This is a genomic window from Sphingomonas sp. (genome assembly GCF_035490575.1).
Lineage (GTDB): Bacteria > Pseudomonadota > Alphaproteobacteria > Sphingomonadales > Sphingomonadaceae > Sphingomonas.
In genome coordinates, this window is the sequence record NZ_DATJLI010000008.1 from 1 (window position 1) to 15,010 (window position 15,010).

The window sequence follows — 15,010 nt, forward strand, 5'->3', positions numbered from 1 at the left end:
GCAATGGCCGCTCCAACGCCGACACGCGCGAACGCGAAAAGACACTGCGCCGCACCGCGCGCGAAGCCGAGGCGGAGGTCGCCCGCCTGACCGAACGGCGCGACGGCATTGATGCGGCGCTGGCCGATCCCGCTAAGGCAAAAGGCCCGCTGTCGGCAATGTCAGTGGGGGAACTGATGAAGGCGCGGGCCGAACTAGACCATGCCATCGCGGCTGCCGAAGCCGCATGGCTGGAGGCGAGCGACGCGATGGAGCAACTGGCGGCCTGATTCCGGATCGAAAGCCTGACCCGCCGGGTCAGGTAATCGGCCCGTTGGCCATCGGCACGCCGAAATCGGGAGTGCCGTCGGCGCGGTAACGGAAATGTTGCGCGCGGGTGTGGCGATTGGGGTCGAACAGGGGATCGCCCTCGATCGCTTCATAATCGCGCGCGTGATAGACGAGCACGTCGCGGCCCGCTTCATCGACGGTGAAGCTGTTGTGGCCCGGCCCATAGATACGGTTCTGCGGCGCGCTGGCAAAGACCGGTTCGGGCGATTTGGTCCACGCCGCCGGGTCCATGATGTCGGCATCGTCCCGCGCGCTGAGCAGGCCCAGGCAATAGCGCGCATCGGTGGCGCTGGCCGAATAGGTCATGAACAACTGTCCGTTGCGCGCCAGCAATGCGGGTGCCTCGTTCACCTTGAACCCGCGTATTTCCCAGGGCAGCGTCGGCACGGCCAGCCGCGCGGGCTTGGCGGCCAGCGTCAGCGGATCGGCCAGCGGCGCCAGATACAGGTTGCTGTTGGTATCGATCCCCGGCTCGCGCTGCGCCCATGCCAGATAGCGGGTGCCGCGATGGACGAAGCTGGTCGAATCGAGGTTGAAGCTGTCCCACGGCGTCTGCAACTGGCCCAGAATGGACCAGCGGGCACGGATCGGGTCGGCATCGGTCGTCGCCAGCGCCCAGGTGCGGATACGGAACACATCCTCGCCCCCGCCGCTCGGCCCGGCGGCGAAATAGATGATCCAGCGGCCGTCGATACGGTGCAGTTCGGGCGCCCAGATAAAGCCCGACAGCGGCCCCTTTTCCTGATGCCGCCACAAGACCTGTTCCGGCGCGGTCGCCAGCCCCGCGATAGTCGGCGCGCGGCGCAGCACCAGCCGGTCATATTCGGGGACGGAGGCGGTCATGTAATATTGGCCGTCATCGTGGCGGAAAATCTGCGCGTCGGCACGCTGCCGGACCAGCGGATTGGCGATGCCGCGCGCGCGCCGGCCAGCACCAACGACCGGCGTCGCGCCGATGGCGAGCGCCCCCGCAAGGAAATGGCGGCGGTTCGCGGTCACGGTCATCCGATCTCTCCTGAAAGCGGCTCGGCCACCGGCCAGCCATCCGTGCCCCAGTTCAGCCGCGCGATCCGCAGCCGGGGGGCGCCCTTCGCCGCGCGGTCATAAGCGTGATAGACGATCCAGTCGGTGCCGTCGGCGTCGCGGAAATGGCCGGCATGACCGGGGCCGCGAAACCGCTCCTTCTCCTGAAGGTCCGCGCGTAACAGGATCGTGCCGCCGCCCGCCAGCATCGAACTGCCGTCCTTGCCGCGATACGGTCCCTCGACAGTGCGCGACCGCCCGATCACCGTGTAATAGGTGCTGGCCGTGCCCTTGCAGCAATAGTCATAGGACGCGATCAGCCAATACCAACCGTCGCGCGCGAACAGGAACGGCGCCTCGACGATCGACGGCGCACCGGCGGGCACCGGCCGCGACGCCAGTGCGATCGGCTTCGCCGCAGGATCGAGCGGCTTGCCCGTCGCCGGGTCGAGCCGGAACAGCTTCAACCCGCTCCAGAAACTGCCGAGCGCCAGCCAGTGACGCCCCTGTCCGTTGGCCAGAAAGGCGGGGTCGATGGCGTTGAAGTCGTCGCCGGGCCGCGATTGCACCACCAATCCCTCGTCACGCCAGCCATAGCCGGGCGCGTCGGGGTCCAGCGTGGCCGCCGTGGCAAGCCCGATCGCCGAACGGTTCGAGCCGAAGGTCGAGACCGAGTAATAGAGCCGGTAGCGCCCGTTCACGAAGCTGATGTCAGGCGCCCACAGATTCGTGGCGCCGGGAATCGCCTTTGCCGCCCAGTCGGGAATGCGCGAAAAGGGCGCCGCGCCTTTTTCCCACGTCACCATGTCGCGCGACCGGCGCGCGGACAGGATGCCATGCGGTCCAGGTCCCAGACCGGTCGAAAAGACGTGCCACGCCTCGCCCGCGCGGATCAGCACCGGGTCATGCACGGGCGTCACGTCACCGCCAGGCAGCGGACTGGCAGGCAGCGGACTGGCAGGCAACGGGGTGGCAGGCATATCCTGCCCCCGCGCCACCACCGCGCCCGCCAGGGCCCCGACCGCGAGCAGCGCGGCCAACCGCTGCAAACTGGCCGCGCTGGGCATCAGGCCTGCGGATCCACCACCGGATCGGCGAGCGCGTGCGTGGGCTTGGCGCCCCACAGCGCGTAGAACAGAATGTAAAGCTCGCACGCGGCGGTCAGCAGGAACGACCATTGCAGGCCATAAGCATCGGCCAGCCAGCCCTGCACCACCACCAACGCACCCCCGGCAATCGCCATGATGAGCAGCCCCGACCCTTCCTCGGTCAACGGACCCAGGCCCCGGATGCCCAGCGTGAAGATCGTCGGGAACATGATCGAATGGAACAGCCCAACCAGGATCAGCGCCCACATCGCCACCGGCCCGGTGGTGAACACTGTCACCAGCATGACGATGAACGCCCCGATCGAAAATGCCGCCAGCACCGTCTCGGCCGGGATGCGCTGCATGATCGCCGAACCGGCGAACCGCCCGACCATCATTCCGCCCCACAGAAAGGTCAGGTAACGCCCTGCCTGTTCGTTGGTCAGGTTGGCGATGTCGGGCTGGCTGACGAAATTGACGAACAGGTTGGCGACACCGATCTCCGCGATCAGATAGATGAAGATCGCCGGGATGCCGAACACCAGATTGCGGTGCTTCCACAGCGAATGCTTCTTGCGCTCCTCACGCGCGACGCGGCTGGTCGCGGTGCCCATCGCGGGCAGCGGAAAGCGCGCGATGATGACCGCCAGCACCACCAGCACCACCGCGACGATGACATAGGGCAGGATGACCGACTGCGCGTCGGCCAGCCGTTCGGCCTGGGTGAGCACGGTGCCAGCCTCCGCCGTGCCGCCCTTGGAGCGGCCGAGGATCAGATAGGCGCCGAACAGGGGCGCCAGCATCGTGCCCGCCGAGTTCATCGCCTGCACCAGGTTGAGCCTGGACGAAGACGTCTCGGCTGGGCCGATCACCGCGACATAGGGGTTGGCCGCAACCTGAAGCAGCGTGATGCCGCTGGCGATCACGAACAGCATCACCAGCGTCACGCCGTAGGACGGCAGGCTGGCCGCCAGCGTCATTCCCGCCGCCCCTGCCGCCATGACGAGCAGACCGATCACCAGCGATTTCTGATACCCCACCCGCTCGATCAGCTTGGCCGACGGGATCGAGGCAAAGAAATAGGCGATGAACCACACGCTTTCGATCAGCGTCGTCTGGGTGTAGTTCAGGTCGAACACGCTCCGCAGATGCGGCAGCAGCGTGTTGTTGATGACCGTGATGAAACCCCACATGAAAAACAGGCTGGCAAGCAGCGTCAGCGCAGGCACATAACTGCCGGCGCCGGAGCCGGGATTTGGGGTTGGCGTGACTTGGCTCGGCAGGGCCATTGGTGATCCTCCTTGATCCGATCCCGTCGATGCGGGCGGTATTTTCAACGATTGTTCAGTCGTTCCACCGGAACGGGCCGACCCGTTCATGCCGTCCCAGCATGAACGCATCGGCCACCAGCCGGAACGGCGCAAGATCCGCCTCGATCATGCCCCGCCCGACCATGCCCGCAAAGCGCCGATACAAGCCAGGATATTCGCCGATATCGCGCACCGCCACGTCCACCCCGCCGATCGACAGCCGTGCGCCGCCATCGCGCAGCAGGGCGTCGCCGTCATCGGTTTCGATCGCGATCGACCAGGTTTGCGGCCCGCGCTGGTCGAAGGAAAAGGCCGCGTCGATGCGCGGCACGCGCGCGCTCGCCAGCATCAGGTCCGCCGCAATCGGCGCGGCGCGATCGGACGGATAGCGGAGCAGTGCTTCATGCATAGTAACATCGGGCAGCAGCCGCGTCAGGATCGACAGCGCGTTCACACCAGGATCGAACACGCCGATGCCGGGCTGCCAGATCCATTCCTGACCCGGATGCCAGACGCGCACATCCTCTTTCCAGTCGATCCGAAGCGAGCGGATCGATCGGCCATCCAGCCAATCGGCAAGCGGCGCGACGGCGTTTGCCTCACGCGAATGCCAGGTCAGGAACAGGCTGCGTCCCGCCGTGCGCGCCATCGGCGCAAAGCGTTCGGCTTCGCTCAGCGTCGCGGCAGGCGGCTTTTCGACCATCACGTCCAGCCCCAGGGCCAGCGCCTGCTCGATCAGCGGCGTTCGCGCCATCGGGGGGGTGCAGATCGACACCGCCGCCAGATCGGGAACGCGGGCGACCAGCTCGGCCAGCGTGCGTTCGGTGGGAACATCCAGATCGCTGGCATGGCCCGATACGACACCGGCCAGATGAAAGTCGCCACTGGCGGCAATTGCGGGCAGATGTTGATCGCGCGCGATCTTGCCCATGCCGATGATCGCAATACCCCGGCTCATCAATGGCCCTCCGCCAGCCCTTCACGCTCGACCGACCTAACGATCAGTTCGAGCACCTTTTCAATCAGATTTTCCATCGCGGCATGTGCAGCCGCGCCATCGCGCGTAACGATGGCGTCATGCACGGCGGCATGGTCGCCGATGTTGGCCGAGCGGCCCGCGAGCCGGTTGGTGAACCTGATCGAGGTTCGCAACGCAGTCGACACGACATCACGGAATTGCGAGAAGAACGGGTTGTTCGACGCGCGCAGCACCGCGACGTGAAAGGCGATGTCGGCTTCCAGTGTATCGTCATGCCCCAGTTCGGCCAGGCGCATACGGTCCAGCCCCGCCGTGATCGCGGCCTGTTGCTCCACCGTGGCGCTTCTGGCGGCCAGCGCGGCGGCGGCGGGTTCGACGGCGATCCGCAATTCGCTGAACCGCCGCAACAGCGTCAGGCTGGAGCGCCGATCGAGCAACCAGCGCAGCACGTCGGTATCGAACAGGTTCCATGCCTCTTCGGGGCGCAGGAACGTGCCCTGCTTGGGGCGTGCGCCCAGCAGCCCCTTTGCCGCGAGCATCTTGACCGCTTCACGCGTTACCGAACGGCTGACGCCGTGCTGCTTGACGATATCGGCTTCGTTCGGAAAGGGCTTGTCACGATATTCGCCGGTCACGATGGCCCGGCCAAGGACTTCGAGCAGCCCGAACGTCAGGTTCCGGCCCAGCTCACCCCGCACCAGCGGATCATCGGCCATCGTCCCACCCCATATGCCATCAATTTATGCCGGCAGTTTGTTGCAGATCGCCACCCCCTCGACAAGAGCGATTGATAATATAAAAAACCAGCCTCATCCTTGAGATCGGAATCAGGAGAGTCCGCAAATGGTGCCAGCGTCGCAACCCTGTCCCGGCAGCAGGCAATGAGCGCCTTTATCGCCGTCGATTGGGGCACGACCAATCGCCGCGCATGGCGAATCGAGGACGGCGATCCCGTCGATGTCATGCGCGATGCGACCGGCGTTCTGGCCGTGGCGGGGCGTTTTGCCGACGCCGCGGAACAGGTCCGCGCGCGCCTTGGCGACCTGCCGATGCTGATGGCGGGGATGGTCGGTTCGAATCGCGGCTGGGTCGATGCCGGCTATGTTCCTTGCCCGGCGACGCTGGCGGCGCTGGCTGCGCGGCTGACACCGGCGGGCGACGATGCGTGGATCGTGCCGGGCGTCTGTTCGGTTTCGGGTACGCGCGGCGATGTGATGCGTGGCGAGGAAGTGCAGTTGCTGGGCGCCGTGGCCGGCGGCCTGGCGCCCGCCAATGCGATGATGTGCCAGCCCGGCACCCATTGCAAATGGGCGCGGATCGAGGGCGGCGTGCTGGCGCGCTTCGCCACCGCGATGACAGGCGAGTTGTTCGCGCTGCTGCGCGATCATGCCCTGATCGGCGCGGCGATGCAGGGCGACGTCGCCGACGGCGGGGCCTTTCGCGACGGCGTGGCGCGCAGCGGCGAAGGCGACCTGACCGCCGCCTTGTTCGGCGTACGCGCCGCGAGCGTGCTGGCGCTGCGCGACGACGCCGATGCCGCGGCCTATGTCAGCGGGCTGTTGATCGGTGCTGATTGCCGGGCACAGGTGCGCGCGGGCGACACCGTTCATCTGCTCGCCGATCCGGCGCTGGGCGCGCTTTATACCGCCGCGATCGAGACCGTCGGCGCTGTCGCCGTGCCGGTCGACAGCCACGCCGCGTTCCTCGCGGGGATCATCCGTATTCGGGAGTTACAACCATGACCGACTTCGCAACCGCCTTTGCCGCGCTGCCCCTGGTGGCGATCCTGCGCGGGGTCGAACCGCATGAAGTCGTCGCGGTCGGCGACGCGCTGGTCGAGGCGGGCTTCACCCTGATCGAAGTGCCGCTGAACTCGCCCGATCCGTTCGCCAGCATCGAGGCGCTGGCGCGCGCGCATGGCGACCGGGCGATGATCGGCGCGGGCACGGTGCTCACCCCCGAAGATGTCGGCCGCGTTGCCGATGCCGGGGGACGCATGATCGTGTCGCCCAACACCGATGTGCGCGTGATCGGCGAAACCGCGGCGCGCGGCATGGCATCCCTGCCCGGCTATTTCACCGCGTCGGAGGCGTTTGCCGCGCTACGGGCCGGGGCCAGCGCACTAAAGCTATTCCCGGCAGAGGCCGCCAGCCCCGCCGTCATAAAGGCACAGCGCGCGGTATTGCCACGCGATGTGCCGGTGCTGGCGGTCGGCGGCATTTCCCCCGACACGATGGGACCGTGGCGCGCGGCGGGGGCCGATGGCTTCGGCCTTGGCTCCGCGCTCTACAGTCGCGGCGCCAGCGCGAATGACGTCGGCAAGGCCGCCCGCGCCTTTGTCACCGCATGGCGCGCACCATGAGGCGCGCGCTGGCCGTCGCCCTCGCCTGCTGCGCGGCGCCGCTGATCGCGGCTGACGATCAGCGCACGCTGGTGAATCCGGTCCTGCCCTCCGGTCCCGATCCATGGGTCGTGGAGGAAGACGGCATATTCTATTACATGTCGACGCGCGGAAACCGGCTGGCGATCCGCGCCACGCGCGACCTTGCCCGGCTGGCCGATGCGCCTGAACAGGTGGTGTGGCGCGCGCCCGCCAGCGGCCCGAACAGCGCATCGATCTGGGCGCCCGAACTGCACCGCATCGAAGGGCGCTGGTTCATTTATTACACGGCCAGCGACAAGGCCGCCGATGACGACGCGCATCGCGGTATCTGGGTGCTGGAGAATCGCGCCGCCGATCCGCTGAAGGGCGAATGGGTTGACCGGGGCCGCATCGCGACGCAACGCCCCGGCATCGACGGCACCACCTTTACGGTCGGGAACACGCGCTACTTCGCCTATTCCCCCTATGTCGGTCCCGACAGCGTGATCGCCATCGCGCGGATGGAAAATCCGTGGACGCTGGTGGGTAAGGAGGCGATCATCGCGCGGCCCGATCAGGCCTGGGAGCGTCAAGGCGGTCGCCAGATCCTGGAAGGACCGGCATTTCTGCGCGGGCCGGATGGCGGGCTGCACATCGCCTATTCGGGCAGCGCGTGCTGGTCCGATGATTATGCGCTGGGGCTGCTCAGCGCCGCGCCGGGCAGCGATCCGATGAAGCCGGCAAGCTGGCACAAGGCACCCCGGCCGGTGCTCGCCAAATCACCCGCGACCAGCGTGTGGGCGCCGGGACATAACGGCTTTTTCACCTCCGGCGGGCGAAGCTGGGTGATCTATCACGCCAATAATGCGCCCAAGCTGGGATGCAGCCCGCGCCGCGCGCCGCATATTCAGGAAGTCACCTGGTCGAAGGACGGAATGCCGGTCTTCCCGGTGCCTGCGACGGGCCGCGCACCGGCCCCCTGACAACCAAACGGCCCGCCGCCTATCAAGGGCGGCGGGCCGGTCGCGATCAGTTCGTCTGCGCCGCCGCCATCGTCGGCGTCGGCGGGACCACGCCCTTGGGCGCGGCCGTCAGGCGACGGATCAAATCGACCTCGGCCTGGCGATAGGGGGTGCCGTCGGCGCGGAACACCTCGTGGAACCAGATGGTCGGCTCGGCCATGACATAGGGCTTCTGCCAGCTGTCCCACGGGAAGCGCGTCTGCGTCTTTCCGTCGACAAAGCCCCAGTTCATCATCGCGACGTTATAGCGCTTCGCGATCGGCAGCGATCCGTCGAACGTCGAACCATTCCCGCGCGCCATATATTCGGTGCACAGGATCGGCCGGTTATAGGGCAGCAACTGGCGGATGCGGCCCTCGAACGTCTCGGGCCAGTTATAATCATGGAAGGTGATGACATCGGACTGGGCAAGCTGGAGCTTTTCCATGGGCGAGCTTTTGCCGCCCGGCGTCCAGTCGTCACCCAGCCAGACGCCCGACGTGATCGGCTGTGTCGGATCGGCATCGCGCGCCCAGTCGAAAACCTGCGCCAGCAGCGCGCGAACCAGCGGCTCCTTGCCGTCCTGCCCCTTATACTGGGTGGCGCCGTTGTCCGGTTCGTTCCACAGGTCCCAGCCGAGCACCCGGTCGTCCTTGGCGAAGGCGCGGATCACGCCCTGAACATAGGCTTTGTAGCCGGGATAGCGGCTCTTGTCGCGCAGGCCCGCCATGCCCGGTCCCTGCACCCAGCCTGAATTATGGACGCCGGGGATCGGCGGATGCTGTGGTCCCAGTTGCGGATTGGGATCCCAGCAACTGTCGAACAGCACGAACAGCGGCTTGATCTTGTGCCGCGCCGCGATGGTCAGAAATTCGTCGATGCGGCGCTTGAACCCCTCCGCATCCTGCGCCCAGAGCTGGTCGTGCAGGAATACGCGCATGGTGTTCATGCCGATCCGCTCGGCCATTGCGAACTCGCGGTCGATCTCGGTCGGGTTCCAGGTGTCGGCCTGCCACATCTCAAGCTGGTTGATGGCGCTGGCGGGCGCGTAATTGGCGCCGACCAGCCAAGGCTGACGGTCATACCATGTTTTTGCCTCCGCCTCGGTCCAGCGGTCGCGCGCCTGCGCCGGTGCGGCAAACAGCGTGATCGAGGCGAGCAGCCCCGCGATAATCTTTTTCATCTTCCTCTCCCTGTATTGTTTCGGGTGCTCAACGCTCAACGAACAGCCGGTATGTCATGACGTTGCGATAGGTCTGGCCGGGCGCCAGCCGCACCGACGGAAAATCGCGCTGATTGGGCGCATCGGGGAAAAGCTGAGGCTCCATGACGATCGCGTCGCCCATCCGCAGGATCTGGTCCTTCTTTCCCTTGATCGTGCCGTCGAAGAAATTGCCCGAGTAGAATTGCAGGCCCGGCTGGTTCGACCAGAGTTCGAATCCGCGCCCCGATACCGGCTCCACCACGCGCGCCATCAGATGCTGGTCGGGCGTCACCCGGTCGCCGATCACCCAATTATGGTCATAACCGCGACCATATTCGATCTGCGGGTCGCCGGCATCGCGCACCCGGTCGCCCACGGCACGCGGCTGGCGGAAATCGAACACGGTGCCCGCTACGGACTTGTGCCCGCCGGTCGGGATCGAGGTCGCGTCAGTCGGCGTGAAGCGGTCGGCCGGAATGGTCACGACATGCCCCATCGCCCCGCGCGGCGATCCGACGCCGGCCATGTTCCAATAGGCATGGTTCGACAGATTCACGACCGTCGGCTTGTCGGTCGTCGCGCGATATTCGATCGTCAGATGGTTGGCATCGTTCAGCGAATAGGTGGCATAGGTGGTCAGCGTGCCGGGATACCCCATGTCGCCATCGGGGCTGACATAACGCATCGTCACCGAAGCGGTCGGGCCACTCTGCACATCGGTGACTTCCCACAACACCTTGTCAAAGCCCTTGGTGCCGCCATGCAGCGAGTTGGGGCCGTTGTTGACGGGGGTGGAATAGCTTTTCCCATCGAGCGTGAAACGACCCTTGGCGATGCGGTTCGCCACCCGGCCGACCGTCGCGCCGAAAAACTCCGGCTTGGTGAGATAACCGTCGATCTTGTCATAGCCGATCTGCACATCCTCGACCTTGCCATCGCGGTCGGGCATGGTGACGGCCTGGATCGACGCGCCCAGCGCGATGATGGTGGCCGACACGCCCTTGCCGTTCGACAGCGTGACCGCCGCGACCGGGCGTCCGTCGGGCATCGCGCCGAAAGTCGATCGCTTCGCCTCCCCCGCCAGCGCGGGTTGCCCGGCAGCAATCGCTGCCAGCACGGTCGCCGTGAACAACGTGCGTTTCATGTCCGCTCCCTCAATCCTGTTCCTGTCAGTGGCTGTCGCGCGGCAGGCCGCGTGTCTGGGCGATCCGCTGATACTTTACCGCAGGCTCCAGCACGGCACCCTTGTCGAACTGGCCGACCAGCGCGCGCTGGATTTCCTGCCACGGCGTCTGTGATTCGGGCGTCACACTCGCCTGCACCTCGACCAGCGCGGCGCGGCGGCGCTCGATCTCGGCCGCATCGACCAGCATGTCGGCGGTGCGCGCGTCGAGGTCGATCCGCACACGGTCGCCCGTGCGAAGCAGCGCCAGCCCGCCGCCCACCGCCGCTTCGGGCGCGGCATTCAGGATCGACGGGCTGCCGCTGGTGCCCGACTGGCGGCCATCGCCGATGCACGGCAACGCCGCGACGCCCGCGCGGATCAGCGCGGCGGGCGGGCGCATGTTCACCACTTCCGCCCCACCGGGATAGCCGACCGGCCCGGCCCCGCGAATGACGAGAATACTGTTCTCGTCGATGCCGAGTTCGGGGTCATCGATACGGTGGTGATAATCCTCCGGCCCGTCGAACACCACGACATTGCCCTCGAACACATTGGGCCGGGCCGGGTCGCTGAGATAGCGTTCGCGAAACGCGTCGGAGATAACCGACAGCTTCATCACCGCCCCGTCAAACAGGTTACCGCGCAGCACCGTCAGGCCCGCATGATGCATGATCGGGTCGGACAGCGGACGGATGACGTCCAAATTCTCGATCTGCGCGTCCGCGACATTATCGGCGACGGTGCTGCCATTGGCGGTCAGCGCTTCGCCGTGGAGCAGCCCCGCGCGGTGCAGTTCGCCCATGACGGCGGGCACACCGCCCGCGCGGTAATAATCCTCGCCCAGATATTCGCCCGCGGGTTGCAGGTTGACGATCAGCGGAATGTCGGCGCCATGTGCTTCCCAATCGGCCAGTTCCAGCTCGACCCCGATATGCCGCGCGATCGCGTTCAGGTGGATCGGCGCATTGGTCGAACCGCCGATCGCCGAATTGACGCGGATGGCGTTCAGGAACGCTTCGCGCGTCAGGATATCCGACGGCTTGCGATCCGCCGCCACCATCTCGACAATCTGAAGCCCGGTGCGATAGGCGTTTTCCTGTCGGTCTCGATAGGGCGCGGGAATCGCCGCCGAGCCGGGCAGCGACATGCCCAGCGCCTCGGTCAGCGAGTTCATCGTCGTCGCGGTCCCCATGGTGTTGCAATAGCCGGTCGAGGGGGCCGAAGACGCGACCAGCTTGATAAAGCCGGTATAATCGATCTCGCCCGCGGCCAGCATCTGGCGCGCCTTCCACACGATGGTGCCCGATCCGGTGCGCTCGCCCTTGAACCAGCCGTTCAGCATCGGCCCGACCGACAGCGCGATCGCCGGGATGTTGACCGTCGCCGCCGCCATCAGCGCAGCGGGCGTCGTCTTGTCGCAACCGATGGTCAGCACCACGCCGTCGATCGGATAGCCGTAAAGCAGCTCGACCAGCGACATATAGCCAAGGTTGCGGTCCAGCCCTGCGGTCGGGCGCTTGCCCGTTTCCTGCATCGGATGGGTTGGAAACTCGATGGGGATGCCCCCCGCCTCGCGAATGCCGTCGCGCACCCGGTCGGCCAGCACCAGATGGTGGCGGTTACAGGGCACAAGGTCGCTGCCCGACTGGGCGATGCCGATGATGGGACGCCCCGATTGAAGCTCTTCAAGGCTCAGCCCGAAGTTCAGATAACGCTCCAGATACAGCGCCGTCATGTCGGGATTGTCGCGATTGTCGAACCAGGCGCGCGACCGCAGACCCCGCCATTCGCCACCGCTCACAGCGCGTTTCCCGCTCCGGGTTCACGAAAGCGTGTGTTCATCTGCCTCTCCTCGATGACCTGTTTTCAGCGTTATAAGGCTCGCCGCCCACCCGACAAGCCAAAAGTAATACAAATGATACTTGTCGTCGGCGACGGTGGCGATTAAGAGGCCCGCAATCGCCGCCGATGAGCGCGCTGGAGCCAAGGCATTGTTTTTGTTTGCCTGGCGGATTTTTAGGGAGGATGACATGAGGCGTTTGCCTATCGCTCTGCACGCGACGACGGCGCTGCTGCTCGTCGCGGGCATGTCCCCGGCCATGGGCCAGACCATGGACCAGCAGGGCGCCAGTCCGGCCCAGGCGCCGGAGACCCCACCGTCCGCCAGCGACATGACGCAATCGGCCCCCGTTCCCGCCCAGCCCGACACCCAGCCGGGCGAAGACATCGTCGTCACCGGCATCCGTGCCAGCCTGTCACGCGCCGCCGACATCAAGCGCGATGCCGCGCAGGTCGTCGATTCGATCGTCGCGCAGGATATCGGCAAGTTCCCCGACCCGACCACCGCCGCCGCGCTTCAGCGCGTGCCGGGCGTGCAGGTGACGGTCGGCGGCAACAACGAGATCGTCAATCCCCTGATCCGCGGCCTGGGCGACATCCTGACCACGCTCGACGGGCGCGAGATCTTCACCGCCGAAGGCCGCGGCTTCGCATTTCAGGACCTGCCCGCCGAAGCCCTGGCACGGGTTGACGTGTTCAAGTCGAACACCGCCAATCTGATCGAGGGCGGCGTCGCCGGTGCGATCGACCTCCAGCTCAACAAGGCATTCAATTACAAGGACCCGACGATCGCGATCAGCGGCAAGCTGAATTATGCGTCGAACATCGAGGATGTCGGGCCACAGATCAGCGCCCTCGTGACCGACCGCTGGGACACCGGCATCGGTGAGATCGGCGCGCTGCTGAACGTGTCATGGTATCGCATCCGCTATAACCGCCCGACCAATTATGTCGCCGAACGGCGCGCGGGCGATGCGCTGGGCAACCCGAACGTCGCCGTCCCGATCTCGACCGGCGGTCTCAATCAATATGGCAGCTATTCGCGGCCCCAGGTGAACGGCTCGCTCCAGTGGCAGGCGACGCCGGAAATCGAATTCTATGCCGACGGGCTGTATTCGGCCTATCGCGGCACCGACGCGACCGCCTTCTACGAATATCAGCTGTTCAATGCGGACAGCGTGTCGAATGTCGTTACCGACGACAACTGCTTCACCGCGCGTGTCAGCCCGGACGGTTTCAACCCCAATCCGGGTCAGATCGAGAACGGCGAGTTCGAGCAGCGCGAAATATGCAACATGGTCGGGGGCACGTTTAACAACATCAATTCCTTCACCAGTATGCAGGCGCGCGATCACAGGACCGACAGCTTCCTGGGCGCGCTGGGCATGAAATATGAGGGCGATCGCCTGAAGCTGACGATTGATGGGTCGTATCAGGAATCGATCGTCAACAACGAAACCTTCATTGTCGACACCGGCAAGCGCGTGGCGTCCGCCACCGTCGATTTCGACAATCCCGACAACGCCGCCGCGATCACCGTGCCCGGCAACCCGATGGCGTTTGCCGACGGCTACACCTTCGTCAACGGCCTGAACCAGGACTATCTGCGCGCCAGCGGCGACCTGTTGGCGATCAAGGGCGACGGCGTTTACGAGACCGACACGTTCCTCAAGACGATCGAATTCGGCGCGCGCGTCGCCGATCGCGGCGCGCTGTTCCAGCAGGTGCAGCTTGGCTCGCCGGTTCCGGGAGGGTCGGGCGTCCCGCCCGTGACGGCGGCCGGTGTGCCCGACGACTTCTTCATTTATGCCCCCGGCATTCCGCAGATCAACAACGGCGCCCCCTTCCTGGTGCCCAGCCGCGAATATCTGTTGTCGCAAAACGGCCAGGAACAGTTGCGCGCATTTTTCGGCGCGCCATCGGGCCAGCCGCCCTTCGACCCCACTCGCCGGTTCGAAGCAGGCGAAAAAACCTATGCCGCCTATCTGCAGGGCGGGTATGAGATCCCGATCGGCGCGATGACGATCGACGGCAAGGTCGGCGTCCGCTACAGCCGGACCGATCGGACGATCACTGGAACGGGCATTGTCGATGGCGACGCGGTCACGACCACCGCCGACACCACTGACGAGGACTGGCTGCCCAACGCCAGCGCGCGCATACAATTCGGCGGTGGCCTCCAGGCCCGCGCGACTTATTCAAAGACGCTGGCGCGCCCCGGCTTCGGTTCGCTCAACCCCGGCCTTAATTATATCGTGTCGACCAACCCCAATATCCGCAATGGCGGGTCGGGCGGGAACCCGGACCTGTTGCCGCAGATGTCGGACAGCTTCGACGCCACGCTCGAATATTACTGGCGGTCGGGTTATTTCGCGATCGGCGGCTATTACCGCGACATCCAGAACCGCGTCGTCAACGATGTGCAGGTCGAGACGATCGGCGGCGTCGAATACAACATCTCGCGGCCGCGCAACGTCGGCGAGGCGACACTGAAGGGCGTTGAAGTCAGCGGGCAGATGTTCTTCGACTTCCTGCCAGGCGACCTTGCCGGTTTCGGTGCGTTCGGTAACTTCACCTATGCCGACAGCGAAATCGGCGGCGACGACCCGCTGGCAGGCTATTCGTTGCAGGGTGTGTCGAAATACAATTTCAACGCGGGCCTGCTCTATGATCGGAAAGGCATTTCGGGTCGCGTGGTCTATACCTACC

At 65.7% G+C, this 15,010-nt stretch carries 11 protein-coding genes and 2 pseudogenes; 5 read left to right on the top strand and 8 right to left on the bottom strand.

What is annotated here, in order from left to right; all coding sequences use genetic code 11:
* Window positions 1–269, top strand: a pseudogene (locus VL973_RS00365) (ABC transporter ATP-binding protein); the annotation flags it as partial.
* Window positions 270–303: 34 nt separating this feature from the next.
* Here the strand turns inward: VL973_RS00365 and VL973_RS00370 are convergent.
* The 5 genes and pseudogenes from VL973_RS00370 to VL973_RS00390 form a co-directional block, all read right to left on the bottom strand.
* Window positions 304–1,335, bottom strand: a pseudogene (locus VL973_RS00370) (glycoside hydrolase family 43 protein); the annotation flags it as partial.
* Window positions 1,332–2,420 carry an arabinan endo-1,5-alpha-L-arabinosidase gene (locus tag VL973_RS00375; RefSeq protein ID WP_325282053.1) on the bottom strand — a complete coding sequence of 363 codons (1,089 nt, stop codon included), beginning with the start codon at window positions 2,418–2,420 and terminating at the stop codon, window positions 1,332–1,334. The gene VL973_RS00375 and the pseudogene VL973_RS00370, both read right to left, overlap by 4 nt.
* Window positions 2,420–3,730, bottom strand: a complete 1,311-nt coding sequence (locus VL973_RS00380; protein ID WP_325282054.1) for a sugar MFS transporter — start codon at window positions 3,728–3,730, stop codon at window positions 2,420–2,422. The genes VL973_RS00375 and VL973_RS00380 overlap by 1 nt, the downstream gene beginning before the upstream one ends.
* A gap of 55 nt (window positions 3,731–3,785) precedes the next feature.
* Window positions 3,786–4,709: a Gfo/Idh/MocA family protein gene (locus tag VL973_RS00385; protein ID WP_325282055.1), complete on the bottom strand. Its 924-nt coding sequence runs from the start codon at window positions 4,707–4,709 to the stop codon at window positions 3,786–3,788.
* Complete coding sequence (locus VL973_RS00390; protein ID WP_325282056.1) at window positions 4,709–5,446, bottom strand: FadR/GntR family transcriptional regulator; 738 nt, start codon at window positions 5,444–5,446, stop codon at window positions 4,709–4,711. Before VL973_RS00390 ends, VL973_RS00385 begins: the two co-directional genes overlap by 1 nt.
* Before the next feature lie 165 nt (window positions 5,447–5,611).
* Between VL973_RS00390 and VL973_RS00395 the strand changes: the two genes are divergently transcribed.
* The 3 genes from VL973_RS00395 to VL973_RS00405 are packed head-to-tail and all read left to right on the top strand — an operon-like array spanning window position 5,612 to window position 8,075.
* Window positions 5,612–6,472 carry a 2-dehydro-3-deoxygalactonokinase gene (locus tag VL973_RS00395; RefSeq protein ID WP_325282057.1) on the top strand — a complete coding sequence of 287 codons (861 nt, stop codon included), beginning with the start codon at window positions 5,612–5,614 and terminating at the stop codon, window positions 6,470–6,472.
* Window positions 6,469–7,092 (top strand): 2-dehydro-3-deoxy-6-phosphogalactonate aldolase, encoded by a 624-nt coding sequence (locus VL973_RS00400; RefSeq protein ID WP_325282058.1) that lies wholly within the window; start codon window positions 6,469–6,471, stop codon window positions 7,090–7,092. The genes VL973_RS00395 and VL973_RS00400 overlap by 4 nt, the downstream gene beginning before the upstream one ends.
* Window positions 7,089–8,075 carry a glycoside hydrolase family 43 protein gene (locus VL973_RS00405; protein ID WP_325282059.1) on the top strand — a complete coding sequence of 329 codons (987 nt, stop codon included), beginning with the start codon at window positions 7,089–7,091 and terminating at the stop codon, window positions 8,073–8,075. The genes VL973_RS00400 and VL973_RS00405 overlap by 4 nt, the downstream gene beginning before the upstream one ends.
* A 46-nt stretch (window positions 8,076–8,121) precedes the next feature.
* Here the strand turns inward: VL973_RS00405 and VL973_RS00410 are convergent, their stop codons facing one another.
* The 3 genes from VL973_RS00410 to VL973_RS00420 are packed head-to-tail and all read right to left on the bottom strand — an operon-like array spanning window position 8,122 to window position 12,263.
* The gene (locus VL973_RS00410; protein ID WP_325282060.1) at window positions 8,122–9,276 is read right to left on the bottom strand and encodes a cellulase family glycosylhydrolase; all 1,155 of its coding nucleotides are present in this window, start codon (window positions 9,274–9,276) and stop codon (window positions 8,122–8,124) included.
* 28 nt (window positions 9,277–9,304) lie between these two features.
* The gene (locus VL973_RS00415; protein WP_325282061.1) at window positions 9,305–10,441 is read right to left on the bottom strand and encodes an aldose epimerase family protein; all 1,137 of its coding nucleotides are present in this window, start codon (window positions 10,439–10,441) and stop codon (window positions 9,305–9,307) included.
* Window positions 10,442–10,466: 25 nt separating this feature from the next.
* Complete coding sequence (locus VL973_RS00420; RefSeq protein WP_325282062.1) at window positions 10,467–12,263, bottom strand: IlvD/Edd family dehydratase; 1,797 nt, start codon at window positions 12,261–12,263, stop codon at window positions 10,467–10,469.
* 229 nt (window positions 12,264–12,492) lie between these two features.
* Here VL973_RS00420 and VL973_RS00425 point away from each other — a divergent pair.
* Window positions 12,493–15,010: TonB-dependent receptor (locus tag VL973_RS00425; protein WP_325282063.1), on the top strand; the 2,518-nt coding region annotated here is incomplete at its 3' end.

What these genes read in the sequence shown, in the direction of transcription:
- VL973_RS00375 (WP_325282053.1), bottom strand. Translation starts at nt 2,420, where the DNA reads ATGCCCAGCGCGGCCAGTTTGCAGCGGTTGGCCGCGCTGCTCGCGGTC.
- VL973_RS00380 (WP_325282054.1), bottom strand. Translation starts at nt 3,730, where the DNA reads ATGGCCCTGCCGAGCCAAGTCACGCCAACCCCAAATCCCGGCTCCGGC.
- VL973_RS00385 (WP_325282055.1), bottom strand. Translation starts at nt 4,709, where the DNA reads ATGAGCCGGGGTATTGCGATCATCGGCATGGGCAAGATCGCGCGCGAT.
- VL973_RS00390 (WP_325282056.1), bottom strand. Translation starts at nt 5,446, where the DNA reads ATGGCCGATGATCCGCTGGTGCGGGGTGAGCTGGGCCGGAACCTGACG.
- VL973_RS00395 (WP_325282057.1), top strand. Translation starts at nt 5,612, where the DNA reads ATGAGCGCCTTTATCGCCGTCGATTGGGGCACGACCAATCGCCGCGCA.
- VL973_RS00400 (WP_325282058.1), top strand. Translation starts at nt 6,469, where the DNA reads ATGACCGACTTCGCAACCGCCTTTGCCGCGCTGCCCCTGGTGGCGATC.
- VL973_RS00405 (WP_325282059.1), top strand. Translation starts at nt 7,089, where the DNA reads ATGAGGCGCGCGCTGGCCGTCGCCCTCGCCTGCTGCGCGGCGCCGCTG.
- VL973_RS00410 (WP_325282060.1), bottom strand. Translation starts at nt 9,276, where the DNA reads ATGAAAAAGATTATCGCGGGGCTGCTCGCCTCGATCACGCTGTTTGCC.
- VL973_RS00415 (WP_325282061.1), bottom strand. Translation starts at nt 10,441, where the DNA reads ATGAAACGCACGTTGTTCACGGCGACCGTGCTGGCAGCGATTGCTGCC.